At 48.7% G+C, this 26,258-nt stretch carries 21 protein-coding genes and 1 pseudogene; 9 read left to right on the plus strand and 13 right to left on the minus strand.

Features of this window, described 5'->3' with window-relative positions; translation table 11 throughout:
* Window positions 1–444: 444 nt before the first annotated feature.
* From H9Q13_RS18020 to H9Q13_RS09460, 7 genes and pseudogenes are all read right to left on the minus strand, one after another.
* Window positions 445–2,979 (minus strand): Ig-like domain-containing protein, encoded by a 2,535-nt coding sequence (locus H9Q13_RS18020; RefSeq protein ID WP_224744189.1) that lies wholly within the window; start codon window positions 2,977–2,979, stop codon window positions 445–447.
* A gap of 823 nt (window positions 2,980–3,802) precedes the next feature.
* Window positions 3,803–5,692 (minus strand): Ig-like domain-containing protein, encoded by a 1,890-nt coding sequence (locus H9Q13_RS09440; RefSeq protein ID WP_224744210.1) that lies wholly within the window; start codon window positions 5,690–5,692, stop codon window positions 3,803–3,805.
* A gap of 39 nt (window positions 5,693–5,731) precedes the next feature.
* Window positions 5,732–6,121: pseudogene (locus H9Q13_RS18240) on the minus strand (IPT/TIG domain-containing protein); the annotation flags it as partial.
* A gap of 404 nt (window positions 6,122–6,525) precedes the next feature.
* Entirely contained in the window at window positions 6,526–7,221 is a 696-nt protein-coding gene (locus H9Q13_RS09445) for a metallophosphoesterase family protein (protein ID WP_191183548.1), read from the minus strand.
* Between the two features lie 93 nt (window positions 7,222–7,314).
* Window positions 7,315–7,554 (minus strand): hypothetical protein, encoded by a 240-nt coding sequence (locus H9Q13_RS09450; RefSeq protein ID WP_191183549.1) that lies wholly within the window; start codon window positions 7,552–7,554, stop codon window positions 7,315–7,317.
* Between the two features lie 103 nt (window positions 7,555–7,657).
* Window positions 7,658–7,972: a hypothetical protein gene (locus tag H9Q13_RS09455; protein WP_191183550.1), complete on the minus strand. Its 315-nt coding sequence runs from the start codon at window positions 7,970–7,972 to the stop codon at window positions 7,658–7,660.
* Window positions 7,973–8,047: 75 nt separating this feature from the next.
* On the minus strand, window positions 8,048–8,917 hold the full coding sequence (locus H9Q13_RS09460; protein ID WP_224744190.1) for an SDR family oxidoreductase: 870 nt from the start codon (window positions 8,915–8,917) through the stop codon (window positions 8,048–8,050).
* Between the two features lie 129 nt (window positions 8,918–9,046).
* Between H9Q13_RS09460 and H9Q13_RS09465 the strand changes: the two genes are divergently transcribed.
* From H9Q13_RS09465 to H9Q13_RS09490, 6 genes are all read left to right on the plus strand, one after another.
* Window positions 9,047–9,295 carry a 4a-hydroxytetrahydrobiopterin dehydratase gene (locus H9Q13_RS09465; protein ID WP_191183552.1) on the plus strand — a complete coding sequence of 83 codons (249 nt, stop codon included), beginning with the start codon at window positions 9,047–9,049 and terminating at the stop codon, window positions 9,293–9,295.
* A gap of 12 nt (window positions 9,296–9,307) precedes the next feature.
* On the plus strand, window positions 9,308–10,000 hold the full coding sequence (rsmI, locus tag H9Q13_RS09470) for a 16S rRNA (cytidine(1402)-2'-O)-methyltransferase (RefSeq protein ID WP_191183553.1): 693 nt from the start codon (window positions 9,308–9,310) through the stop codon (window positions 9,998–10,000).
* Window positions 10,001–10,104: 104 nt separating this feature from the next.
* Entirely contained in the window at window positions 10,105–11,340 is a 1,236-nt protein-coding gene (locus H9Q13_RS09475; RefSeq protein ID WP_191183554.1) for an Lnb N-terminal periplasmic domain-containing protein, read from the plus strand.
* Window positions 11,337–12,140 carry an inositol monophosphatase family protein gene (locus H9Q13_RS09480; RefSeq protein ID WP_191183555.1) on the plus strand — a complete coding sequence of 268 codons (804 nt, stop codon included), beginning with the start codon at window positions 11,337–11,339 and terminating at the stop codon, window positions 12,138–12,140. Before H9Q13_RS09475 ends, H9Q13_RS09480 begins: the two co-directional genes overlap by 4 nt.
* A 33-nt stretch (window positions 12,141–12,173) precedes the next feature.
* Window positions 12,174–12,350 carry a FeoB-associated Cys-rich membrane protein gene (locus H9Q13_RS09485; RefSeq protein ID WP_191183556.1) on the plus strand — a complete coding sequence of 59 codons (177 nt, stop codon included), beginning with the start codon at window positions 12,174–12,176 and terminating at the stop codon, window positions 12,348–12,350.
* A 221-nt stretch (window positions 12,351–12,571) separates the two neighbouring features.
* Window positions 12,572–12,910, plus strand: coding sequence for a hypothetical protein (locus H9Q13_RS09490; RefSeq protein ID WP_191183557.1), 339 nt, complete (start codon window positions 12,572–12,574; stop codon window positions 12,908–12,910).
* Window positions 12,911–12,962: 52 nt separating this feature from the next.
* On the opposite strand, the gene H9Q13_RS09495 is transcribed toward H9Q13_RS09490, so the two are convergent.
* From H9Q13_RS09495 to radA, 5 genes are all read right to left on the minus strand, one after another.
* Window positions 12,963–13,889 (minus strand): mechanosensitive ion channel family protein, encoded by a 927-nt coding sequence (locus H9Q13_RS09495; protein ID WP_191183558.1) that lies wholly within the window; start codon window positions 13,887–13,889, stop codon window positions 12,963–12,965.
* Window positions 13,890–13,927: 38 nt separating this feature from the next.
* Entirely contained in the window at window positions 13,928–14,950 is a 1,023-nt protein-coding gene (locus H9Q13_RS09500; RefSeq protein WP_191183559.1) for an SPASM domain-containing protein, read from the minus strand.
* 80 nt (window positions 14,951–15,030) lie between these two features.
* Window positions 15,031–16,218, minus strand: a complete 1,188-nt coding sequence (locus tag H9Q13_RS09505; RefSeq protein ID WP_191183560.1) for a baeRF7 domain-containing protein — start codon at window positions 16,216–16,218, stop codon at window positions 15,031–15,033.
* A 207-nt stretch (window positions 16,219–16,425) separates the two neighbouring features.
* Window positions 16,426–17,841 (minus strand): TlpA family protein disulfide reductase, encoded by a 1,416-nt coding sequence (locus tag H9Q13_RS09510; protein ID WP_224744191.1) that lies wholly within the window; start codon window positions 17,839–17,841, stop codon window positions 16,426–16,428.
* Window positions 17,842–18,037: 196 nt separating this feature from the next.
* Complete coding sequence (radA, locus tag H9Q13_RS09515; protein ID WP_191183561.1) at window positions 18,038–19,423, minus strand: DNA repair protein RadA; 1,386 nt, start codon at window positions 19,421–19,423, stop codon at window positions 18,038–18,040.
* A 136-nt stretch (window positions 19,424–19,559) separates the two neighbouring features.
* On the opposite strand from radA, the gene H9Q13_RS09520 reads away from it, so the two are divergent.
* Entirely contained in the window at window positions 19,560–20,708 is a 1,149-nt protein-coding gene (locus H9Q13_RS09520; RefSeq protein WP_191183562.1) for a porin family protein, read from the plus strand.
* Between the two features lie 72 nt (window positions 20,709–20,780).
* Here H9Q13_RS09520 and H9Q13_RS09525 read toward each other — a convergent pair whose 3' ends face one another.
* A complete protein-coding gene (locus tag H9Q13_RS09525) occupies window positions 20,781–23,705 on the minus strand; it encodes a CHASE domain-containing protein (RefSeq protein ID WP_191183563.1) in 2,925 nt (974 codons plus the stop codon).
* 288 nt (window positions 23,706–23,993) lie between these two features.
* Between H9Q13_RS09525 and H9Q13_RS09530 the strand changes: the two genes are divergently transcribed.
* Together H9Q13_RS09530 and fumC are read left to right on the plus strand one after the other, a co-directional pair.
* Complete coding sequence (locus H9Q13_RS09530) at window positions 23,994–24,710, plus strand: hypothetical protein (protein WP_191183564.1); 717 nt, start codon at window positions 23,994–23,996, stop codon at window positions 24,708–24,710.
* A 110-nt stretch (window positions 24,711–24,820) separates the two neighbouring features.
* Window positions 24,821–26,215 carry a class II fumarate hydratase gene (gene fumC, locus H9Q13_RS09535; protein WP_191183565.1) on the plus strand — a complete coding sequence of 465 codons (1,395 nt, stop codon included), beginning with the start codon at window positions 24,821–24,823 and terminating at the stop codon, window positions 26,213–26,215.
* Window positions 26,216–26,258 lie beyond the last annotated feature (43 nt).

Below are 26,258 nucleotides of genomic sequence, written 5' to 3' on the forward strand. Positions count from 1 at the left end.
ATAAGCTTACCCCGTTAACTCTTCACTATCCAAAGATTGCATTGGAATCTAATATATTGGCAAATCGATTAATTCTATATCTCGCTATAGTGCAATATAGTTTGCTTGGGTTTTGCATCTTTTAAGATAACTTATTGTTTATGCAAGATGCTGTTTTACAGAAACTATAAGTTACCTCTATAGAATATTACTTTTACCAACTAAGATATTTGTGTTGAGGAGGACTTAATCCTGAAAATTACAACTTCAGGACCCCGCTACCGCTCATGTATAAGAGGGGCGAGAAAGAGATCAAGCTGTGATGAGATGGGCAGGAGAACAGTGCCGAAACTGGCCCTTGATAGGGAGGCTTTTCAAAGCATCTTGAAATGCGTTGAACGAAAAAAGAGCTGCAGGCGGACCTGCAGCTCTTTTTGCTAATACTATTATATACTCTGGTGCCTGCTATCGCTTCATCAGTTTGAAGGAATGCTTTTTACCATTGTCAAGCACGTGCAGTATGTATATACCTTTGGCTGTAATGCCAGACATGTCTATTGTAATGATGCTTCCTTCTGTTTCTTCCTGACGCTTCAGGATTGCTCTTCCCATCGAATTGGTTAGCATTACGTTTACTTTACGTGCTTCGGTGCCGTTTAACTTCACAACCACCACATCCTCAAATGGGTTAGGGTAAGCGGCAACTGCGCCAGTACCTCCACCAAGCACCACAGCTTTTATAGCAGAGTACTCAAACTTACCGCTAAAGTCAATTTGCTTGAGACGGTAGTAACGTGTGCCCGCTACTGCCTTTGTATCCAGGAAGCTGTACTCTTGCCTGATAGAGGTAGTTCCTGCTTTGCTCTCTACAAAACCCACTGTCGCAAAATCTTTGCTATTGGTGGAGACTTGTACTTCGAAACCCTTGTTGTCCAGCTCTGAGGCTGTTGCCCACGTTAAGCTTACGCCTTTGGTATGAGGCTGTGCTTTGAATGAAACCAACTCTACTGGTAGTGGAACAATGTCTGTATTATCAATAGAGAACGAATTTGCTGTGTACGTCTTGGTCAGACCTAAGTTTGCAAGGCAATAAGTGCCCGCTGTTGTAGGCCGCAACTCAATATCTACTTGCAGACCATTGATATTACCCGGCATTGCTTCATAAACCAAATCTCGTCCAGACCCAACTTTGCTCCACACATTAGAGGGTGATGTACGCTGGTACCACTGTATATTAACAATTTCGGCATCTGGCACATTCATCTCGAACTTAAATACAGCAGGCTTCCCTAGTTCCAGGTTGCTCGGCTCCACAATTTCGCCTTTAGCAATATTGCCATTTGTAGCCTGTACAGCAAGATTCGAAGTATAACTGCTACAGCTATTACTGACATTAACAGATATCGAACCAGTAAACCCGCTTGAAGGATAGTTTACAGTAATTTGGTTCGTTCCTGCCCCTGACGAGATCGTTGCAGCTGAAGAAGGTGAATTTGATGATACACTCCATAAATAAGTAGCGCCTGCCACGCTTGGCACATTATAAATTACTGACTGGGCACCTTGACAAACGGTTGCTCGTCCAGCTACATCATTTGGTTGTAACTCATAAGCATTCGCTGTAACTGTAACAGTAGCCCTCTCACTGATACAGCCCGTTGCTGTGTTTAATTTTCTATAGTAGTAAATGGAAGTGCCACTGTTTACAGGGTTAATGGTATAGGTTAAACCTTCAGTCAGAAATTGATCACTTGAGTTAAACCACCTGTAGGTCATGCCTAGTTCCTGTACCGGCTGAACCGTGTACGAAGTCCCGATACATCGATTATTAGCAGTGATATTGGCAGGCGTAGTTGGAGTTGGGTTGTTGCCAGGCACAACCAGATAAGTCGGATCACTTTGGCAGCCTGCATCGGTTGTGCTGAACTTTCTTACATAATATACTCCCGGATCACCATTGGTATTTGTACTTCGGGTAATCGTAGTCCCTGTAGCAACCACCTGATCACTGCTGTTGTACCATCTGTAGTCTTCATTTGCTCCTGCACCGCTTGCTGTGAACGTGATGGTACGCGATCCATTTGTGCATTGAGCATTTGAGGTTACGGTAGGTGCAGTAAGCTTGGCAATGCTGGCCGTAACGGGCACTCTCTGGCTTTCGCAACCAACCACATTATTTACTATCGCTACATAATATGTAGTCGTTTGTGTAAGAACCTCGGTGGTGTATGTGGAGCCAGTCTGGTTTGGAATAGCAGTCCCTCCCTGTGCCTCTTTGTACCAACGGTAGTAGTTGCTACCAGTAGCGCCGGAGGCCCTTAATGTTAAGCTTGCTGACGAAGCACAACTGCCTGCAGGGGTTACCCCTGGCGCATCTGGAGCACATATTTCTGTAATTATGACGTCATCAAAGTGAATGGCTGAATTATTGCGACTGCCACTGATATTAATTGCGATAACTAACGGCTGCGTACTTGTGAACTGTGTTTTAGAAGAAGTAAAATTCTGCATAACAATATTGTCACTATCCAGGGCAGTAAGCGGAATCACTGTAGTCCCGCTAGTAGAGAAGTTAGTTGCTGAACTGCCAACTTTCACGAAAAATGCTCCGTTTCTGTTTGTTCCACTACCGCTAACTCTTGCTTTTAATGAAAATGTATAAGTATATCCAACTTTAGCTGGGTAGTTAGTAGCAATGTAAATCCACCCTTCGTAACTATTATTTTGTCCAGTGCCCGTGCTAATTGTTAATTCTCCACCAGGATAAGTTGGCCCTATACCTTTTGTTAAATTGGCAGTTGCATTGTTCTGTTGCGCTAAGGTTGTAAATGGGTTGGTATAAACGTTAGTACCTGTTTGCGCCATGCTCTTTGCGCTAACCAATGTCAAGGCACAAAGTAACATAAACACAAGTACTTTGCTGCTTAAAGCCTGTCCGGGCACTTTGGAGGTTGGCCATAGGGTATAAGTGGCCAAATGTGTGTAGTAGATGTTTTTCATAACACGCAATAAAAGTTGGAGGACTCTGATAAGATTAGGTAATACCTGAAGCACAATGAGCCATCAAGCCATTTTCGACATGCTTTATCAAGCATATTTTTGGATCATGGATAGACACCTTAAACAGGAGCCAATTATTTATTTACAAAAGTCAATAAAAATAAGGCTGGTTTAAAGTAGCTTAGATTACTTCAAGATAATTTGGATTTTTATTTTGCTGTTTTACCAATTCAGTGTAAAACATTATTAATATAAAGCAATATTAAGGAATTCATATCCGAAAAGCTATAATTTTATTATGCTTTTTTTAAACTATTTTAAATTTTATAACAGCTTTTAATCTGAAAAAACCTATTACACTTGCTTAACTTCTTTAAATCTAAAGATATATTCATTTAATTATCAATGCTTTCTGACTGCTGAGTAGACATATCTTAATTGCACTATATGTGCAATAAATTAAAACGTAGATACAATAACATGAAGATGCTGTGGGTAGCTTTAGTATAGCCGATGCTTCCTGCATTTAGGTTACTGGTGGAGCTAAACAAATAGCACACATTTAGATCTTGTGAAGAATAGTTGGACTATGTATCGGTTGTATAACAGTCAATGTGGTCCGGCCAACTTCATAATGGCAGTATTCGCTTATACCTTGTTTATACTTGAACAGACTATCCTATTGGAGATTGAAACCGGCGTATACCAAGCAAATAGTTGTTGAATCCTGACAGATAAGGAGAGAGACCGATGCAGTAAGCACAAACAAAAACGAGCTGCCTATAAATAAGCAGCTCGTTTTTGTTGTAATGATAAGCCTTCTCTATCGCTTTATAAGCTTAAAGGCATGTTGGCTGCCATTGTCTACCACATGCAGAATATAAACTCCTTTAGCAGTTAGGCTTGAGGTATCCAGTGTTACAGTGTTGCCAGCAGCTTCCTCCTCCTTGGCCAGAACCGTTTTGCCAATGGAGTTGGTCAATAATAGACTTACTTTACGGGTTTCTGATCCGTTCAGCTTCACAACCACCACATCCTCAAATGGGTTAGGATAGGCTGTAACTGTACCAGTACCTCCACCAAGCACTACGGCTTTTATAGCGGAGTACTCAGACTTACCATCTAAGTCGATTTGCTTGAGGCGGTAGTAACGCGTGCCCGCTGCTGCCTTTGTATCCAGGAAGCTGTAATTTTGTTTGATGGAGGTAGTGCCTACTTTGCTTTCCACAAACCCTACTGTAGTAAAGTTTTTGCTATTGGTTGAGACTTGCACTTCAAAGCCTTTGTTCCCTAATTCAGAAGCTGTCACCCATGTTAAGTTTACACCTTGTGCATGGGGCTGCGCTTTAAACGAAACAAGTTCTACCGGAAGCGGAGCGATTTGCATGTTAGAAATCATATGGACACCACTTGCACTCAGATTACTATAGCAAACATTTTCTTGACGGGGCCTGATATCCACGCGCACACCTCTGAATCCAGCAGGCATAGACGAGTTAGTATATATTGGACTTGTTGTGCTTGCTCCAGGAGCACCTTCCCAGGTCATTCCGTCATAGGTAAACTGCCAGAAATATGTGTCGGCATCGCTTTTATCAATTATCTCTGACATAGCTTCAAACCTGGCTGGCTGACCCACCTCCAACTTATTATTAGGCTGATCGGTGCTGATAGTGATATTGCCTCCTGTTAAATCAACTAACTCCTTTATTTTCGCTGTAACTGCCGTTTTAACACTCTCGCAATTTGTTGCACTGTTCACAAGGGAAACTGCGTAATTTCCTGCAGTTGAGGTGATATATGTATTTGCCGTTTGCCCAATTATTACATCGCCGCTCGGGTTGTACCAGCGATAGATTTGTCCAGATTCGGCACCGGAAGCGGTTAGGGTCATTTCGCCTTCTCCGCAGCGGCTAACTGTTGCGTTGGTCACAGTCGGGGCTGCAGGTATAGCGTTCACGGTGGCCGTAACCGCCGATCGACCGCTCTCGCAACCTGCGTCGCTCACGATGGAGACATAGTAGGTACCTGGAGTCGAGGTGGTGTAGTTCGCACCAGTTGCCCCGGCTATTGCTGCGCCTCCCGACGCAATCGTATACCAGCGGTAGCTTTGACCTGTCCCGGCACCCGATGCCGCCATGGTCATAGAGCCTGCCCCACAGCGGCTTGCGTTGGTTACTGTTGGAGCTGCAGGTATAGCGTTCACGGTGGCCGTAACCATTGTTCTGGTGCTCTCGCAGCTCGTTCCGTCGTTCACGATGGAAACATAGTAGTTGCCTGGAGTCGAGGTGGTGTAGGTTGCACCAGTGGCTCCTGCTATTGCTGCGCCTCCCGACGCAACTGTATACCAGCGGTAGCTTTGACCTGTCCCGGCACCTGATGCCGTCATGGTCATAGAGCCTGGCCCACAGCGGCTTGCGTTGGTTACCGTTGGGGCTGCAGGTATAGGGTTCGTTGTGGCCGTAACTGCTCTTCTAGCACTCTCAGTGGTACAATCTGTTCCATTGTTCACAATGGAAACATAGTAGTCGCCAGGAGTCGAGGTAGTGTAAGTCGCACCAGTTACCCCGGCTATTGCCGTGCCTCCCGTCGCAACCGTATACCAGCGGTAGCTCTGCCCTGTACCGGCACCTGCAGCTGTTATCGAGGCTTGCCCACAAAGTGGAGTAGAAGTTACGGATGTTGGAGCCGATGCGCTTAGCTTAAGCTCCAACAAACCTGAATTTTTATTAAATGTACCACTGTTACCTGCAGGGTTAACGACTCTGATCCAAATCGATGCTCCATTACCCATATAAGCTGGAGGCAGTTCAAATTTAACCTGGGTCGCTGAGATTGACGTTGCAGCAATTTCTCCTAACGATGTTCCCCCTGTTGCAGCTGTTAAAGCTTCTACTCTAGAACTATTATTACCCGTTTTAAATCCACTGCCACCTATTGTTATTTCTTGATTAACTATTGCACATTGAGGGCCTATGCTTGTAATTGTAACATCATTCTGCCCCATAATCTCCCCACTCACCAGCAGGAAGAAGCTTAGTAACAGTACCGAGAAGATTTTACTACCCATCGCCGCTCCCGGGGCTTTAGTAGCGAATCGTGTTAATAACACGATGGTGTTTGTGTTGTAAAAGTGTTTCATGAGTTAGGGCGTGAATATTTAAAAAATCAGGTTAAGCATGATTTTATGGCGATAGCCATAAATAAGCGGAAAGCGACATAATATGCTTTACTAAGCATATTATTGAATTATGACTAAGCTGCTTCAACCCAGTTTCAATTATTTATTTTTAAAAGCCAATAAATAAAAAATTGTCTTGAGGCAGCTCAGAAACTATTAAGATGTTTTGGATTATTATTTTGCTGTTTTACTCAATTGGTGTAAAACATTATTAATATAAAGCAATATTAAAGATAAGCAATCAATATTCTATAATTTTCTTGTTCTTTTTTTAAATTATTATTTTCTGTATCACTGATTTTTATTTAAAAAGTCTAGTGTGGCTCCCTAGCTCTTTCGTTACATCATGCGTAATCAGCTAGTTATCAGCTTTTTCTGCGAACCGAATAGGGTCGATCCAAATTGCACTGTATGTGCAATAAATTTGAGTCTAAATCCAATGCCACCAGGTTACCAAATGCTGCGTTTTTGTAGTAAACGCACCCAGCGTCCAGATTCATTTTTTGGTTTTGGTGAATAGCACTCTTTTTGATTGCATGCAAAGGGACTGGGGTATGACCATGCACCAGTCGTTTATTAGATAGGCGGGTTGGGTCTACTTTATAATTTCGGATATTCAACATGGCTTCTTTATCCCTGAATAGATCGTCCTGATTGAAGTCGAAACCGGCGTGCACTAAGAAGTAGTCGGGGAGTTCGAGGTAGTAGGGGAGGGAATCGATGAAGTTAGCGTAAACGGGGGGCAATTTTTTAAAGTCGTGCATACCGAAGCTTTGGAGCACCATCCGCTTTTCCAGCTCCGTAAGGTTGAGAGCCGCTTCGCCCTTAGAGGCAGCCTTTAGCAGCATCTGGTCATGGTTGCCGCGCAGGCAATTTACTTGATAGTGTTGTTTCTGTAGGTGCAGGATGAAATCTATTACGCCTTTGCTATCCGGCCCTTTATTAACGTAGTCGCCTAACAGGTATAGCTCGTCCGTTTTATTGAGTTGCAGCTGCTCGAGCACAAGCGCTTTGAAGGTGCGGGCGCAGCCGTGTATGTCACTGATCGCGTATCGGGCCATGGCGGGATGCGTCTGGTCTGAGTCGGTTTGAAAATGCTAAAAAAATAGCACCTGTTTTCAAAGCAGGTGCTATTCCAGTTGATTATCTGTTGCTTAGTTATACTTGTTATTGTCTATACCTGGTTTGTTATAGTGGCGGTTTGGGTTGTTGGTGCGTACATTCGCTCCTGTTTTATCCGCATCGTCCACGGTATACTTCTTTTCCAGGTCTTCGTTTTCGGCTCTTGTGGCATCATTTGGATCCACTGGTTTGCCGCCGGCTTTGTCTTGGCCCTTGCCGGTTGGGTTTCCTGAATTAGCCCCACCGGGCTGGGTATGCTTATATGATGGCATAATGTGTTCTCCTTTTTTTAAGATAATGATAAAAATGGGCAAGTTGCCCTGGTGCTATACCTGTGGGCAGCTATACCTGTCGTAACGTTCAATTCTCCTCAAATCAGGTACCGCGACCTTCGTCTTCGGTACGCATGTTGTCTGGCGGTGGCGTGCCATCGTCGGCATAGTCGTTTACACCGGTAGCCGACGGGCCCTCGGAAGCAGTGTCGCTGCCGAAGCCTTCTTTGCCGTCGCGGTTACCGAAACCACCACGCTGATGCTCGTTCTTGGGTGGATTAGCCCCCGGTATAATGTGTCCGGCACTAAACTCCTGAGCTGTCGTGTCTTCTTCGATCACACGCACTGGCTTGTCTTTTGGACCATTGCCATTGTTTGGCTGGGTTTGGTTCTGCTTATCGTTTTCTTTGTTTTCCATAGTTTTGTCTTTATTGCGCCCCTTGCGAAGCTATACCTGTTTTTACTCCATTTCCGATGCGATGGTTTAGCCGGATTAACTACCCACCTGCTCACCCCCATTTACATGGATTACCTGACCGGTCATGTAAGAGCCGTCTTCCGAGGCCAGAAACACATAGGCCGGTGCTACTTCCGAAGGCTGCCCCGGACGTTTAAGGGGCACATTCTGCCCAAACTCCTTCACCTTCTTCTCGCCAAAGGATGCAGGTATAAGCGGCGTCCAGATAGGTCCTGGCGCCACGGCATTTACCCGGATTTTCTTTTCAGCCAGATTGCCCGACAGCGATCTGGTGAAAGCCGTGATGGCCCCTTTGGTAGCGGCATAGTCCATGAGGTGGTCGCTGCCGCGGTAAGAGGTTACGGATGTGGAATTGACGATGGCGCTCCCTTCTTTCATGTGCTCCAGGGCTGCTTTGGTAATGTAGAACATCGCGAAGATGTTGGTTTGGAAGGTTTGCTGCAACTGGTCTTTTGTGATGTCCTTGAGGTCGGTTTGCTCGTGCTGCTCGGCGGCGTTGTTTACCAGCACATCCAGCCCGCCTAGTTCTTTCACGGCTTGCTTCACGGCTTTTTTGCAGAAGGCTTCATCCCCAATGTCACCGGCGATGATCAGGCCTTTGCGACCTTCCTTTTCTATCAGTTTGAGTGTGTCTTTGGCATCTTTGTCTTCGTTGAGGTACACGATCGCCACATCGGCGCCTTCGCGGGCGAAGTGAACGGCCACTGCGCGTCCTATACCGCTGTCGCCGCCTGTAATCAGGGCTTTTTTACCTTTCAGCTTATCGCTGCCTTTGTAACTCTCCCGAATGTACTCGGGTTGTGGGGTCATTTTATACTCTTTGCCAGGTTGCTCTTCCTGCTTCTGTGCAGGCACTGACTTTGGTTTGTTTGCCATAGTTTTCATAGTTTTAGGTGTTCGCCGCATATTGGCAGTTTCTACTATACGCCGCCATTTTTGGCGTAGTTACTTTGACTGACAATCCTATGTTGGTTTTAGACGTTTATACCTTTTACTATACCTGACTTACTCCTTATGTGGAAAGAAGAAGACAACAAACTCACGCGCAGCTTTCAGTTCAAAGACTTCAGGGCGGCGATGGCCTTTATGAACCGGGTGGCTGACATAGCCGAAGAGCTGAACCACCACCCCTGGTGGAGCAATGTGTACAACAAGGTAGACATCGAACTCACCACGCACGATGCCGGCAATACCGTAACGGACAAGGACAAGCAACTGGCCAGCCGCATCGACCAGGTAGCCGATGAAATGATAATTAAGTAATACCTTTGCTACATGCAGGAACCTGAAAAAACCAATCTATACCTGGTACCGACACCTATCGGCAACCTGGAGGATATTACGTTGCGAGCTATTCGTGTGCTGAAGGAAGTGGACGTGATTTTGGCCGAAGACACCCGCACCAGCGGCAAGCTGTTGCAGCATCTGGGTATAGAGAAGCGCATGCACAGTCACCACCTGCACAACGAGCACAAAGCCAGCGCCCATTTGGCAGAACGCATGAAGGCCGGTGAGGTGATGGCGCTTATTTCGGATGCCGGCACGCCCGGAATTTCTGATCCCGGATTTTTGCTCGTGCGAGAGTGCCTGAAAAACGGGCTGAAGGTAGAGTGCCTGCCAGGTGCCACTGCCTTTGTGCCAGCACTGGTTAAATCAGGCTTCAGTACCGATCGGTTTACCTTCGAGGGATTCCTGCCACTAAAAAAGGGACGCCAGACGCGCCTGATTAGTTTGGCCCAGGAGGAGCGCACCATGATTTTCTATGAATCGCCGCACCGTCTGCTCAAGACACTTACACAGTTTAAAGAGTACTTCGGTGGTGACCGCGAGGTATCTGTTTCACGTGAAATCTCCAAGATGTTTGAAGAAACCATCAACGGTACTTTAGACGAGCTGATCGAGATCTTTACAACAAAAGCCATCAAGGGTGAATTTGTGCTTGTGTTGGCAGGGGCTGGGGCGAAATAAGCTACTATCACCATGACGGTCAGCGGGAAACAGCTGAATCATATTAGAGCACTATTAATTTTATAAAAAACGTATCCATCGCGTTCCGATGCGAAACATAAAACATGAAGCTATACCTTAAAAAGCTGGCCGTGTTGCTGACGCTCCTTCTGCTAACGTTGCAGGCGAAGGCGCAGTTTGAGGGTTCACAGCTGTCACCAGTAGCCAAGATCAGTTTGATAACCTGCTCTCCCGGCGATGAGCTGTATGCCATTTTCGGCCACAGTGCTGTGCGCGTGAACGACCCGGCCACTGGCTTGGACATCGTGTTCAACTATGGTACTTTCGACTTCAATGAGCCGGGCTTCTACCTCAAATTTATCCGGGGCAAGCTCAACTACAAGCTTTCAATTTCCTATTTCCAGGATTTTGCCTACAGCTATACGCAGGATAATCGCTCTATCTATGAGCAGCAACTTAACTTCACCGAGGAGCAGAAGCAACAGTACTGGCAGTTTCTGACAAATAATTACCTGCCCGAAAACCGTTTTTACCTTTACGACTTCTTCTTCGATAACTGCGCCACCCGCATACGCGACGGCATAGAGGCCACCTTCCCAAACCAGGTTGCTTTCAACATCGCGCACATGGATGAGGACATGAGTTTCCGTAACATCATCGACCTATACCTGCCTCCGCAGCCCTGGTCCGATTTCGGGATAGACCTGGCCCTCGGGGCGCCAATCGACCGTAAGGCAGAGGCTTATGAATACATGTTCCTGCCAGACTACCTATCCGAAGGCTTTGCCAGCGCCACAATTGCGCAAAGCGGTGCGCGGGTACCATTAGTAGGAGAGCCGCAGGTGATTTTCCAGAACACGCCTCCACCGGCATCGGCCACTAGCTTATTTGGACCCGTATTGGTTTGGTGGCTGTTTTTTGGTATAGTACTGGTTATCACATTCTTCGATTTCAAGCGAAAAACCCGTAGCCGCACCTTCGACATCTTCTTCTTCTTAGTGGTAGGTCTGTTGGGTGTTCTGCTTTTCTTGCTATGGTTTGCAACGGACCATCAGGCCGCTGCCAATAATTACAACCTGCTGTGGGCCTTGCCAACACACGTTATAGCCGCGGCTTTTGTAGGTATGCGGGTATTGCCCAACTGGGTAGAAAAATACTTGCTGGCCACAACCTTGCTGGCAGGCTTGACGCTTCTGCTGTGGTTCGTTTGGCCGCAGCAATTGCATGCAGCTGTTTTCCCGGTTGTGTTAGCCCTTGGCCTGAGAGCAGCGTATATGGTTTGGGCTGCCAAGACCCATAGCAGCCCGATCAGTCAAACTAAAGTGAAAGAGAAAATATGAACCTGCAGCAACTTTGCCAGAATGCCAATATCATCGTCAGAAGAGTAGGGGCTTTTATTAAGCATGAGGCGGCCAATTTTGATCGGGACAAAGTGGAAATGAAGGGTTTCAACAACCTGGTGTCGTACGTGGACAAGGAGGCAGAGAAACAACTCGTGGAAGCTTTGCGGGAGTTGCTGCCAGCGGCGGGATTCATCACCGAAGAGGAAACCGACAACACCAAAGGCGAGCGCTTCAACTGGATCATCGACCCACTGGACGGCACAACCAACTTCACCCACGGCCTGCCGCTCTACTCCATTAGTGTGGCACTGCTCGACGGCGATGAAGTAGTGCTGGGCATTGTATATGAAATCAACAAGGACGAGTGCTTCTATGCCACTAAAGGGGATGGAGCCTTCCTGAACGACAACCCGATTAAGGTATCTCCGGCAGCTGGTCTGAAAGACTCGCTCATCGCGACAGGCTTCCCTTATTATGAGTTTGGGCTCACGCAGCAGTACCTGCAGGTACTGGGCAGCTTTATGGGCAAGTCGCATGGCGTGCGCCGGCTGGGGTCTGCTGCCTTGGATCTGGCTTATGTGGCTGCCGGCCGTTTTGAGGGCTTTTTTGAGTATAACCTTAACGCCTGGGATGTGGCAGGCGGCGCCATTATTGTGCAGGAGGCCGGTGGTCGTGTCTCCAAGTTCACGGAGGACGGCGACTATGTTTTCGGGCGGGAGATCGTGGCCAGCAACGGCCACATCCACCAGGAAATGTTTGACACCATTGCCGAGCACTGGAAAGAACAGCTTCCCTAAACTTTTTGTAAATTTGTGTAGTTGATAGAGCGTATGGTACAGCACATCCTTATTTTCCTGATTTTCGCGGCAGCGGTAGCCTACATGGGCTGGGTGCTCTACCGCAGCTTTATGCCCAACAAGCATGCCGGCTGCGCCAAAGGCTGCGGCAGCTGCTCGGCCATCGATTTCAGTAAGATCCAGAAAGAGCTCGAAAAGAAAGCGGTCTAGCTTTTCGCTTTATACGCTCAGCCCGTTTTTCAGGTATAGCAACCAAGGTATAGGAAACTGTTTCGGATGGCGTGAGCTATACCTGTTACCCTCTCCGAAAGGGCATGCACAAGCCTGTCATGCCTGATGTCCTTAATTATTCCAGCCCCTTTTTTATATCCAAAGTCCGATTTTGCGTATAGTTCTATACTTAAACAGAGTATCCCTTAAAACTAAACGCTATGCAAGATAAAGTAGAAGAAAGATCACTTGTCAATGTGCTGAACAGACTGCGCAAAGACGGCTATACCTATGACTTTAAAGTATCGGGTGAAGGCAAACTTTGCACCTTGGAAGATAAACACACTTTTAGCCCAGACCAGGTTCGCATTGTGGACTTTTATCGCTTCGAAGGCGAAAGCAACCCGGACGACATGTCTATTCTGTATGCCGTAGAAACCAGCACTGGCCTGAGAGGCACTATCTCCAACTCCTACGGCCCTTATGCCGACGAGAAGGTGGATGACTTCCTAAAGCAGCTGGAGGACCTTGGGAAAGACCTAGATAAGAAAGACAAATAAAACAGAAAGGGCCGCATCGACGGCCCTTTCTGTTTATAGCTATACCTGTGGCTTAGTTCTCTCCCAAGCCACGTCCATTCTTTAGCTGCGCCTGCAGGCTTTCGAGGTGCTCATTTAGTTTCTCCCCTCCCTTTATACCAAAATCCAGCGTTCTGATCGGGAACGGAATCATGATATCGTTCTGGTCGAAGGCTTTCTTGATCTTGATAATGGCATCGCTCTTAGCCGACACATAATCCACCTGCCGACTATAAGTTACCCAAAAACGAGCCTTGAAATTGATGGAGCTGTCTCCAAAGGCATCGTACATCGCTTCAATGTCTCTCGTCTTCACGCGGTTTTTCACATCCTGCAGTGCTTCTATCACGATCTGCTGCACACGCTCCAGGTCCTCGCCATATGATACGCCCACATCCAGGTCGATGCGGCGGATACCGTTTACAGAGAAGTTCGTGACCGGATTCTCAAACACCATCTTGTTGGGCAGCTTCACCAGTTCGCCCGTGGGCTTGCGTATGTCGATGGTGCGCAGCGTAACCCGCTCTATTATCCCGAAGTAGTCGTTCGTTTCGATCATGTCGCCCACGCCAAACGGCTTTTGCACGGCAATGATAACACCCGAAATGAAGTTGGCGGCTATATCCTGGAAGGCAAAGCCCAATGCCAAACCAATGATACCCACACCAGCCAGTATGGAGACGACCACTTTGTCGAGCTGCAGCACGCTGAGCACGAAGAAGAAGCCCACCATCAGCAAAGCCAGGTATATCAACGTCGAGATCAGATTGTTCAGCGCCGGACTGTGCGAGAAACGGACGATTACCTTATCCAGGCCATCGCGGATCACGCGGGCCACATAAAAAGTAACAATGAGCAGGATGAGCGCCACAAAAAGGTTTGGCAGCATCAGGATCAGGTGCTCTCCCCAGTCTTCGAGTTTGCTCAATAAAAGTGATAGCGCTTTATTAATGTCGTTCATATAAGCTTCAGTATCGTTTCACATCTTTTTCAGGGTTCTCAGGCCCAAACTCTGGTACCTTCTGTGCAGTTGCGGCACATTTCTATTTCTTCCCGTGACTGTAACAGCGATTTACGGAATTGGTTGTACCCGGGGCTATGCCATACCTGCCGGAAGGTCTGCGCCTTCACATCGCCCATGCGGTACTCAGCGTCTTTGTCGAAGCAGCAGGGCACGACCAGTCCGTCCCAGGTGATGACGCAGGAGTGCCACATCTTCCAGCATTGGTTGAGCAACTTGTTCTTAATAGAATATATCCCATTGCCGTTGTTTCTATACCTGGAGTAATAGTCGATAGTAGGTATAAGCGGCGAGCCTTGTTCATAGTCGTAAATCTGGGCCGTCTTAAATACGACTTCATCTACGCCGAGTTCCTCCGCCAGCGCCTTCACGTCGTCAATCTGGTGCTCGTTGGGGCGCACCACCAAAAACTGGAACATGATATGCGGCGTGCGGGACTTCAGTTCCTTCTTCCACTTTACAACCTGCCGCGTGCCTTCCAGCACTTTGTCTAGCTTGCCGCCAATGCGATAGGCCGCATAAGTCTCCTGTGTGGTGCCGTCTATCGACACGATGAGGCGATCCAGACCCGATTCCACCGTTTTGCGGGCCGTCTCACTGTCGAGGTAGTGGGCGTTGGTAGAAGTGGCGGTATAGATTCCTCTGTCGGATGCGTATTTCACCAGTTCCAAAAAGCTCTTGTGCAGGTATGGCTCCCCCTGGAAGTAAAAGATCAGGTATAGGAGCCGCTTGTGCAGTTGGTCTATGGTTTCCTTGAACAGCTCATTCTGCAGCATCCCTGTGGGCCGGGTGAAGGAGCGAAGGCCACTGGGGCATTCGGGGCAGCGCAGGTTGCAGGAGGTAGTGGGCTCAAACGAAATGCTGAGCGGGTCGCCCCAATGCCATGGCTTGCGCGACATACGCGAATACCAGTAGCTGCCCACCACCTGCAACGCATTGAACATGCGCAGCGGCGTCAGTTTCGACAGGAAATTGAGCTTGTCAGATAAGTGGAGCTTCATCTACAGGTATAAAAAGAAGGGCAGCCGAAAAGGCTGCCCCACTAAATTATACTTTATGGCGCTAACGGCCAAAACAAATCCTAGTAACGGAAAAGGGCTTTCACGCTTCCACCAGATTCACCTGCCTCTGCCAGGCCATTGTAACTGCTCACAAACACTTTACCACCCTGCGAAAGCGTCTTGATGGCGGCCAGGTTGATCAGGTCGTCATCGCCGCGCTGGTAGTCTTTATGCACTTCGGCTGCCGCACTCTCGGCGTCGTATCGGCCCCAAACCGGGCTGCTCGGTGCTATAAAGAGCGTGTCTACACGACCATGCACAGCTTCAGCGGCCACCGTAGCGATATCTTCGGAAGTTACGCCCGTACCGGCCACGTTCTCATAACGGCTCAGCGAGTCGGTGTGGCTTTGCTGCATGAGTGGCCGCACCACATCCAGTGCTTTTGTGTGCAGGCTCTTCATGTTCGCGACATCGCCATTCTCATTGATGTTGATGTTCTGCGGTACCAGGTGCTTATACTTGCTGATGTTGCGGTAAATGCCACAGTAATGATCAACACCGGCCAGCACCATCGGCTCCGTTTCGTTGTGGAGTATCTGCTGCAGGCTGTTGTCTATCTCCAGCATAAACTCCCTGACACGCTCATGTTCTTCGTCTCCTTTGGTGCTGCCTGGGCCGTGCACAATGTTGGAGCCGTTTACAGTGGCGGTGGAATTTGTGAAATCCTGGTCATTGCCCTTGATGTCGAACTTGAGGGCTTTGTTCATGGTGTCTGGCACGAAAGAGCTAATGTCGATCTGCCTGATTTTATCGATGGTGGCCTCATAGAAACCTATTTTCTCACGGTACAGGCTCAGAATAAAGAAACGGCCGTTTTGACTAAGTATAGGTAACACGGGCGTGAAATAGAACTGATCCAGCACATACACCACATCAGGCATGGCGATAGGCAGGGTATAGTGTGCCGAAAAGCCCTTTGTGATGAACACGGCCAAACCTTCTGCCTGATGGCGCCAGAAACCGTTATCGTTCAAGAGTTCTTCGGCTGGCTTCAGGTATGCATCAACCTCATTTTCAGGCACATCATGTTTGGCCAGCAGCGTCCGGGCTTCCCTAATTTTATTCTTGAAGAGTATGTGGTCTTGACCGTTGAGGGTCTCGTGTCCGGCACGGTGTGTGGGTATGTAAATGGAGATGCAAAGTGCGCCTTCGGTGTTGCTCTGAACATTGAGTAGTTTCTCAATGTCCCGTTTGTTGATTAATGCCATATTTTTTTAGCTGTTAAATGAATTGGATATCCGTAAAATCATTCCTTAACCAATCCCCTTGCGGTGTCGGGGGCTAGGACTTTAATTACGAGCCAAACAAATCCACGGTTATTAAGGCACACACAAAGAACGGGACACCTTCTAAAAAGCAAAGCCGACTGACCCGTTGCGGGTTCCAGTCGGCTTTGCTTTTCGGCTTAGTGGCAACTATTTAACAGATGCCCTGTTGCTCATCACATGCTGCAGGATTTCCTTCTCGGCCTCCCTGTCAATCGGCCTTCGTGGCTTTGTACTGATGATGCTTCCTGTCTCGTCAATCAGAAAGTAGGCGGGCACATCGCGCAGGCCGTATTGCTTCACCAACTCGGCCTCTTGACCTTTGAGGTATAACTGCACTCCGCTAAGCCCCCTTGACTCCACTGCGCGACGCCAGGTCTGCTCATCGTCCTCTACGCCAATATTGATCATTACTACGTCATAGCCCTGCAGTTTCCGGAAAAGCTCTTGTGCATGGGGCTGCTCTACCAGGCACAGGCCACAATCCGTGCGCCAAAAGCCCAAGTAAACAATCTTTCCACGGAAATCGCTGAGCGATACGGTGTCTCCTCTCACATCTTTCAGGCTGAACTCTGGGGCGGTGCTTCCTACACCTAAGCCACCATAGCTTTCCAGCTTTCTGTTGAGCGAGGCATGCACGGCTGGCGCTCCTCCGTTACTTTCAAAATCCTGCAGCATGGCAGGCACGTGCAGCACATTGCCCTGCTGCAGCGACTGCCGGATAACATGGGCTTGCGCCATGTGGCGGGCTTCACCGTCAAGCTGCTGCCCTACCAGGTCGAACACCTTCCTGAAGTAGTGCTTATCAGTCGGAATTAAATTGGCCTGCCGCGCCAGGAAGTCTACATAATTGCGGAGGAAGGTCGGAAAGCTGATGCACTGTAAACTAGCTGGCTGCTTCATATCCAGCTTCGTCAGAAAACTATAGTAGGAAGCAGAAGGAGTCAACTTATTGTTGAGTATTACCCGATTACGCAGGTCATAGAAAGTGAGCCGGTCGTTGGCATAACTGTACTCAATCTCCGCCATGATCAGCTTTCTGAAGTTTTCGTTGACGGGATACTTCGCTGTTTGCGCCTTAAACGTATTCAGTTGGTCTTCTTTGCGGTAAGCCAGAAATTTCAGAAATTCACTTTCCGGCAGTTTGATGTTGTCAGGAAGCGTTTGGTAGTCCTCCTCTTCGTCAAAGTGGAGGGAGTGCAGCGTCAAATAGCTGTTCTCGTTAGCGCCACTCCCCGTAAATTTCAAGGTTTTCAGCATTTTACCTGCCGTAAAGCTCAGGCTCATCTCATACCCAGGTTCCAGGTATAAAGGCACCGATTCACCGCCGTGTATGAACTCCACTATACCTGCCTCCGTGAGCGACATTTCCAGCACAAACTCTCCTTTCTCCAAACGCGCCACGGTTTGTCGCTCTTCCGGGTGAAGCGGCGAGGGAAGTGATGCTAGCGTGACCTCTTCGGTTAGGTTTTTTTGTATTTTCCCCTTCAGCACAACTTTGTTTTGTGCAAAAGAAGGGTATACCGTCAGCATTAGTGCCAGCGATAAAAGCAGCATTCGTCTCATAGGGGTAAGCGGGTATAAGTGTACTATAAACTATATTTTTGGGTACAATAAAATGCTGGTATTTACATCTCAGCATTAGCTACAATTTTGGCAGCTAGCGTCTTGAACACCTAGTATATAGCTTAAAATTCCAACTTCCCACTTTCTGGGCTATTTTATGAGAAAGGTAAAACTGCATCCTGTTTTAAGCACAAAATTATCCAAAAAGTGCGGCAAAAACTTCTTCCAATCGCCCGAATGCATGGACGTTTATGGAGAACTTGCTCAGGTCGACCCCCTTCTTGTTATACTTTGAAATATAAATATCGCGGAAGCCCAGTTTCTCAGCTTCTGTGATGCGGTTTTCGATACGGTTTACTGCCCGCACTTCGCCGCCCAAGCCTACCTCCGCCGCAAAACAAGCAATAGTAGGTATAGCGATGTCCTCAAAAGAGGATAGGATAGACGCACAAACTGCCAGGTCGAGTGCAGGATCTTCTACCTTGAGGCCACCTGCGATATTGAGGAACACATCCTGTGCACCCAATCTGTACCCACCGCGCTTCTCCAAAACGGCCAGCAGCATATTCAGGCGCTTGGCATCAAAGCCGGTGCTGGTACGCTGTGGCGTGCCATAAGTGGCCGGCGTCACCAGGCTCTGCACTTCTATCAGCAGGGGCCGGTTGCCCTCCAGTGTTGCCCCGATGGCTATACCGCTGAAGGCGTCCTCGCGCTGTGAGATCAGGATCTCGGAAGGGTTGCTTACCTCGCGTAGGCCAGTGCCCAGCATTTCATAAATACCAAGCTCTGAAGTAGAGCCAAAGCGGTTTTTAGTGGTTCGCAGGATACGGTAAGTCATGTGGCGGTCGCCCTCGAAGGTGAGCACCGTGTCTACCATGTGCTCCAGGATCTTTGGCCCGGCCAGGTTACCCTCTTTGGTAATATGCCCGATCAGGAAAACCGGGGTGCCACTCTCTTTGGCAAACTTTAGCAGTTCAGCCGTACATTCGCGCACCTGGCTCACGCTGCCGGCACCCGCCTCTATAAAAGAGGAGTGCAGCGTCTGGATGGAGTCGATCACGAGCACCTGTGGACGCAGCTGCTCTATCTGCTTGAATATATTTTGGGTACTGGTTTCAGTCAGGATAAAACAGTCGGAGGTTTGGGCCATGAGTCGCTCAGCCCGCATCTTGATCTGCTGCTCACTCTCTTCGCCGCTTACATAGAGCACTCGGAACCCGCTCAGGCTTAGCGCGATCTGTAGCATTAATGTTGACTTTCCTATACCTGGCTCACCGCCTATGAGCACCATGGAGCCCGGCACGATACCGCCGCCCAATACCCGGTTCAGCTCCTGGTCCTGTGTCTGGATGCGCAGCTGCTCCTGGTAGCTGATGTCGGCTATGGGTTTGGGCTTGTTGGCCACCTGGGCCGAAGTGCTGGTATTGCCTACTTTCCAGACACTGCTCGGCGTGAGTTCTTCGCGCTGCACCACTTCCTCCACATAGGTGTTCCACTCGCCGCAGGCTGGGCACTTGCCGATCCACTTGGCTGACTGTGCGCCGCAGTTCTGACAGAAATAGGATGTTTTGATCTTGGCCATAGGACGAAGATACGCAGATTACAGGGATATTCAGTGCTCTGAGGCCTTCCGGATTGCAGTTTTTTGACAATGCGCTCAGTGACATTATCCAACAATGAAAACGTAATCTATATATTTGTAAACAACTATACTATCTATGAAACTAACCCTCTACATTATCCTTGGCCTACTGCTGACGTTGGTAAGCCTTACTACTGTGAAAGCCCAAAAGCTGCAACCCGCATACCTGGTCACAGGTTCTTCCGACACGCTACGGGGAGAGGTGCTTTTAAACAGTGCAGCCAAAATGCTTTATGAAATACAGTTCAAGCAGCAGGGCAATACGGCTAAAACCTATAATGCGGCCGATATAAAGGGCTATGGTTTGGACGACAGCCTAAGATTTGAATCGCGGGAGGTCATGGTGGACGAGAAGACGCGTACTATTTTTTTGAAGGTGGTAGTGGATGGGCCTGCCAAGCTTTATTACGCCCAGAACTTTCACCCTTCTTATGAGTATTTTCTGCAAAAGCAGCAACAGGCGGTCGTGCCACTGCACAAAAACTATTACGCCGGCACCCTGGCTGCCATGCTGCAAGAGTGCGACGCACTGAAAAACCACCGGTATAGGTATAGCCTCACTGGTTTAGCTAAGCTGGTGCATACCTATAACCAGTGCTCCCACGCGGAACAGAAGAGCATAATCCTGCATAAACAGTCCAGACTAGAGACCCGATGGGGGTTGCGGGTAGGGGCGTCTGCCTTCAAGCCAAACTACCACTTTGAGACAGGAATACATTCCAACCACGATTTTGACTGGGCGACAGGTATAACCGGGGGCATTTTTTTCAACTTTGGCTTTCAAGGCAAAAAGTTCTCGCTTCAGCCAGAGCTGCTTTATACCTCCCGCAGAGCCAAAAGCTTTTACGAACACAACCAGCCTCATGACTGGTACTACAAAAGTACCATGGAGCTGGACGCGCACTACCTGCAGTTACCTGTTCTGCTCAAGTACAGATTTCGCACGGAGGGGTGGCAACCCTACCTGAATGCCGGCCTAAGCTATGGCCTGGCTCTTTCAAAGAATTTTAGAAACACGGTCACTTATGAAACCGGCTATACCCATATCACTGAAATCACGCTTGAAAAATACGCGATAGGCTACCTGGCTGGTGCCGGGGTACAGCGCAATGCCTTATCAGCAGACATTCGCTTCAACCGCGAAATTTCTGTAAGCGACTATGGCTACGGAAACAAGGATCTTCAATTCAATACCTGGAGCCTTGCGCTGGGCTATACCTTCTAAAAGCAACCAGTTAATACAAAAGAGGCGCTACCCAATCCGGGATAGCGCCTCTTTTTATGATATAGCGGCCTGTTAGGTTTGCGGCACCGCCACAGGCTCCTGCTTGAAGTATACTTTGAAGGTAGTTCCCTGACCCAGCTCACTTTCCACTTCGATGCGGCCCCCATTGTTCTCAATGATGCGCTTCACGATGTAGAGCCCGATGCCTGTCCCTTCCACGTGGTTGTGCAGGCGCTTGAACATAGAGAATAGCTTGTGCTGATGCTGCTTTTTGATGCCCAACCCATTGTCCTGCACCTGCAGCACAACATATTCGCCATCCAAATGAGTGCTTAGGCGCACCGAAGGCAGGCGCTCCGGCGACCGGTATTTAATGGCGTTTGACACCAGGTTGTACACGATGCTGCGCAGGTTTTTGCGGGCGTACAGCAGCTCCCTTACCTGGAAGTCGGCCTCTATATTCGCTTCCGACTCAGTTACGAGCCCATCAATGTCGGCTATCACATCCTGCAGCACCTGCTCAAATGCGAGCGGCTCTACCTTGGCATGCAGCTCTTTCTGCACTTTGGTTATCTCGGCCAAATCCGCGATGGTCTGCTTCAGCTTGTTGATAGAGTCCGACACCATGTCCAGCACCTGCTTGTCGTCTTCCTCCAGCTTACCCTCCAAAATATCATACAGTAGGCTGGTAAGCCCCTCCATGTTTGCGATAGGCGACTTCAAGTCATGTGAGGCGGTATAGACGAAGTTATCCAGGTCGTTATTGATGCGCTGCAGCTCCGTGTTTTTGTAGCTGAGCTCATCGTTGGCCGACACCAGCTTGGTGCGTGCCTGCACCAGTTCGGTTACCTCTACAGCAAAGATCAACACGGCCTCCGCCTTGCCTTTGCTGTCCATGAGCGGCTGGAACACCAGGTTAAAGTAATTTTCCGAAACGCTGCCATTATCACGTCCGTCTGCTATAAGCGGCATTTCTTTACCTACAAACGGCAACCCAGACTCAAACACTCCTTCTAGGTGCTCTAGCAGGCCTTTCATTTCCAGATCGGCGTGGGCCTCGTCAAGGCGCTTGCCTACCAGCTGCCTGTTGCCGAAGAGTTTTCGGTACAAGGGATTGGCCAGCAAGTACCGCTTATCAGAGGCGCGCACGAGCCCTACCAGGGCCGGCACTTCCAAGAACAGCTTCTGCAGCAACTCGGCATTCTGCTTTACTTTGCGGTCGGCCTCTTTTATATCGGTGATATCGATTGTAGAACTGATGTGCCCCAGAAACTCGTCATTGGCCCCAAAACGAGGCGTGCAGGTCGCTACCATCCAGCGGTATTGCCCATCGTGGCGGCGCATGCGGGTCTCCACCCGGAAGCCTTCCTCCTTCGCAAGCGCCGAGGTATACATATCTTCAAAAGCGGGCAAATCCTGTGGGTGGATGATCTTCTGCCAGCCGAAGTTGATGCTATCTTCAAACGTGCTTCCCGTAAAATCAAGCCACTGCCTGTTCACGTACACGCTCTGCTTCCAGACGTCAAGAATGCTGATCATTACAGGAGCGTTGTCGGCCATGGTACGGAAGCGGGCCTCACTTTCAATCATAGCCTGCTGTGCACGCTTTTCCTCGGTAATATCCCGCACCTCGATGATCGTGGCCATTGGCACCCCATTTTTGAAAATCGGATGGGCGGCAACCGTTACACTAAAAAACTCTCCGTTTTTGCGGATGAACACATCTTCGTGGGCCCGCATGTTATTGTTTGTCGGCAATGCCCTGTCAAGCGGGCACTCCTCCAATGGGTATGGGTTTCCATCCGGATGCGTATGATGGATCATGTCGTGAAGCGGCTTTTTTCTGATCTCATCAAACGTGAAGCCCGTCATCTCTTCGGCAGCCGGGTTCATGAAAGTACAATATCCGCTAGCATCCATCATAAAGAGTGCAGCTGTAGCATTATCTGTAATAATCTGCTTTAGGTTGTTTGATCGGTGCGTGTTTATGAGAGACCAGATAATGAAAAACATAAGCAAGCCGATGATCGTCCCACCCATTAATATGAAATAGGGCAGTTCGGTATCGGCGGAGCGCATGTACGATGGCTTGGCAGAGTAGTAAATGCGCCAGGTATGTCCCCCGATATTAAGGGTGCTCAGCATATCAAGCTCCCTTTTTTCTGAAGCATGGTAGTGCAGTACACTGTCGGTACTGTATAGCAAATCGTTTTTGCCTAAGTTAATACCATCGTATACCTCAATGTCGAGGTCTTTGAAACTATCGCCCAATGTGGCCACCATCAGGTCTTTGGCCCGGAAAGGGCTGTACACAAAACCTTTGATCAGTCGCTGCCGCTCTTTTATAGATTCGGGTTCTGCATTGTTTTTATACACAGGCAGGTAGATTAGAAACCCCGCCTGTTCGTCAACGCCGGTTTCCTGCATCAGCCTGACTTTTCCTGACAGGGCGGGCTTTCGTGTGTCGCGTGCCATCTTCATAGCGGAGCGCCTGACCGAATCGCTGAACATATCGAAGCCAAAAGCCCGTTGGTTACGCTCGTTGAAGGGCTCGAGGTAAATTATAGAGGTATAAAAGTCACGCTCTCCTTCCGGACGAATGTCATAATCGTGAAAGCCTTCAGCCCGAATCTGGCGGAGGTGACGTGGCATTTCCTCCGGCAACACCACATGGCTATAGCCTACCCCCTGAATCCCGGGATAACTCTCTTCTAGTTTGAGTGTGGCATAATAGTTTTGCCAATCCTTGCGGCTGATTGTGTCAGAGGCCACAATCAGGGCCTTAGCCCCGATCAGGATCTGCACATAGTCGCGCATGCGGAGTTCAAGGTCCTGCGTGATTTGCGCGGCCTTTATCTCGAATAACTTCTCGTTCCGTTCCAGCGCTTTCTTTCTGGTTTCAGAATAGATGAAGATAGTAACCAGGAAAATCAGCAGGAAAGACGCTATGGCAATGAGGTAATCCCGGATGAATGACACCAATTTGGAAAATTTCATAAACGAAATAAACAGCCTGCTTCAGAATAAAGAACCGGCATCGAAGCAAAATAAACGACCTGCAACAGCATTCGGTTCAACAGTTATATGATCAAAAATAGCTAAAATAAAGTTTCCGGTGCAATCTTTTGAAGCTTATTATGTGCTTTTGCTGCCCTGTGCGCTTCAGATCAGTACAATGCTAAACTTCAAGACACTTTTGGCACAACCGCTTCCCGGAGAGATACAATTTATAGATGACGCAATATTGAGAATACCGTATTAATTTTACAGCCATACGTTATTGTTATGATAGAGATTTTAAAGAGTCTGCTGATTAGTTTTGCGGCAGTGGCTATTCTGCTTCCAGTGGTACGTTATGCACTTCGCAAGATGTCGCCGGCAGGCAAGTTACAGCACCTGAGCACTGACGAGGCTAAGTACCTTCAGAAAAAAGAATGGCATCTGACCATTGCGTACTACCTATTCGCCTGTATACTATCTGTTTTCTGTGCCGGTGCCCTGGCCATGCTCTCAAGCATTCTGCACATGTCTTCTAAGCATATGTATGTGCTCACGCCCAACTTCCGAGCTCTATTTGCGCCTGGGCTGCTATTCGGCTTAACATTGGCCATGCTGCCACTGCGCCTCTCGCAGCGTGCCCTGCTGGGCAGCGACTACCAACTGTACAAACAGTACATGCAGCAGCAGGAAGGTATACGCTCCACCCGGACTTACAGTATTTTGTTTGGCGTGATGCTAGGCCTGTCGCTGGTGGCGGCCTGGTTTGCCATGCGCTGGCACATCAACATTGACGAAAACCAGGTACAGATCGTAAATCTGCTCAACCAAGAGCGCACTTATCCGCATCATGTTATCGAAAGCATTCACTACATGGGGGAGGAGGGAGCATACCTGATCAATTTTGATGACCAAACCTCATTTAATACGACTTACCTCAAGCCGGTGCCGCTGGAGATGATCGCCTTATTGGCCGAGCAGTCGGGCAAACGGGTAGTCCGGTAAACACTGGGGCTATACCTGCATGAAGTATACCTGCGATACGGAACGAAGAAGAATATTTTTTGTAGTTTTGCCGCAAATAAACTGATCCTTTAAACCTAAGTATAAACGATATGCAAGTTCGCGTAGAGAAAGACACGATGGGCCCGATAGAGGTGCCTGCAGACAAATACTGGGGTGCTCAGACACAGCGCTCCAAAGAGAACTTTACGATTGGCGGTCAGCTGATGCCAAAAGAGGTGATCGAAGCTTTTGCTATCCTTAAGAAGTCGGCTGCTTTTGCCAACGCCGAGTTGGGCGTACTGGCTCAGGAAAAAGCCGAAATCATTGGTAAAGTTTGCGACGAGATTTTGGAAGGCAAGCTGGCTGATGAGTTCCCGCTGGTAGTTTGGCAGACAGGCTCGGGCACGCAGTCGAACATGAACGTGAACGAAGTGGTGGCGAACCGTGCGCACGTACTTTTAGGTGGCGATTTACTGGATGAGAAGAAGAAAATACACCCGAACGACGACGTAAACAAGTCGCAGTCATCTAATGACACGTTCCCAACGGCCATGCACATCGCTGCTTATAAGAAAGTAGTAGAGCACACATTACCATTGGTTAAGAAGCTACGCGACACGCTTAACAGCAAGGCCGAAGCTTACATGGATGTAGTGAAGATAGGCCGTACACACCTGATGGATGCCACGCCACTTACACTGGGTCAGGAGCTTTCGGGCTACGTAGCCCAGCTGGACTATGGCATGAAGGCACTTCGCAACACGTTAGAGCACCTGAGCACACTGGCCCTTGGCGGTTCTGCGGTAGGTACAGGCCTGAACACACCGGCTGGCTACGATGTGCTGGTTGCCGAGAAGATCTCTGAGTTTGCTGGTCATCAGTTTATCACAGCTCCTAACAAATTCGAGGCACTTGCCGCACACGACGCTATCGTGGAAACTTCTGGCGCGTTGAAGCAACTGGCAGTATCGCTGATGAAGATCGCTAACGATATCCGTTTGCTGGCTTCTGGCCCACGCTCAGGTATAGCCGAGATCCTTATACCTGAAAACGAGCCGGGTTCGTCTATCATGCCGGGCAAGGTAAACCCTACACAGGCTGAAGCCATGACCATGGTTTGTGCACAAGTGATCGGTAACGACGTGGCTATTTCGGTGGGCGGCATGAACGGCCATTTCGAGCTGAACGTGTTTAAGCCGGTGATGATCTACAACCTGCTGATGAGCGCCCAACTGATCGGTGACGCTTGCGACTCGTTCGACAAGCATTGCGCGGTAGGTATAGAGCCAAACACAGCCCGCATTAAAGAGAACCTCGAAAACTCACTGATGCTGGTAACGGCCCTGAACCCGCACATCGGTTATGACAACGCTGCTAAAATTGCGAAGAAAGCCCACAAAGAAGGCACTACGCTTCGCCAAGCAGCTATCGCCCTTGACCTGCTAACCAACGAGCAGTACGACGAGTGGGTGAAGCCGGAAGATATGATCGGCAGCTTGAAGTAATTTTGAGACGCTAGATTTTAGACGTTAGACACAAGACTTTATA

The sequence above is a fragment of the Pontibacter aquaedesilientis genome, from assembly GCF_014773225.1.
GTDB lineage: Bacteria > Bacteroidota > Bacteroidia > Cytophagales > Hymenobacteraceae > Pontibacter > Pontibacter aquaedesilientis.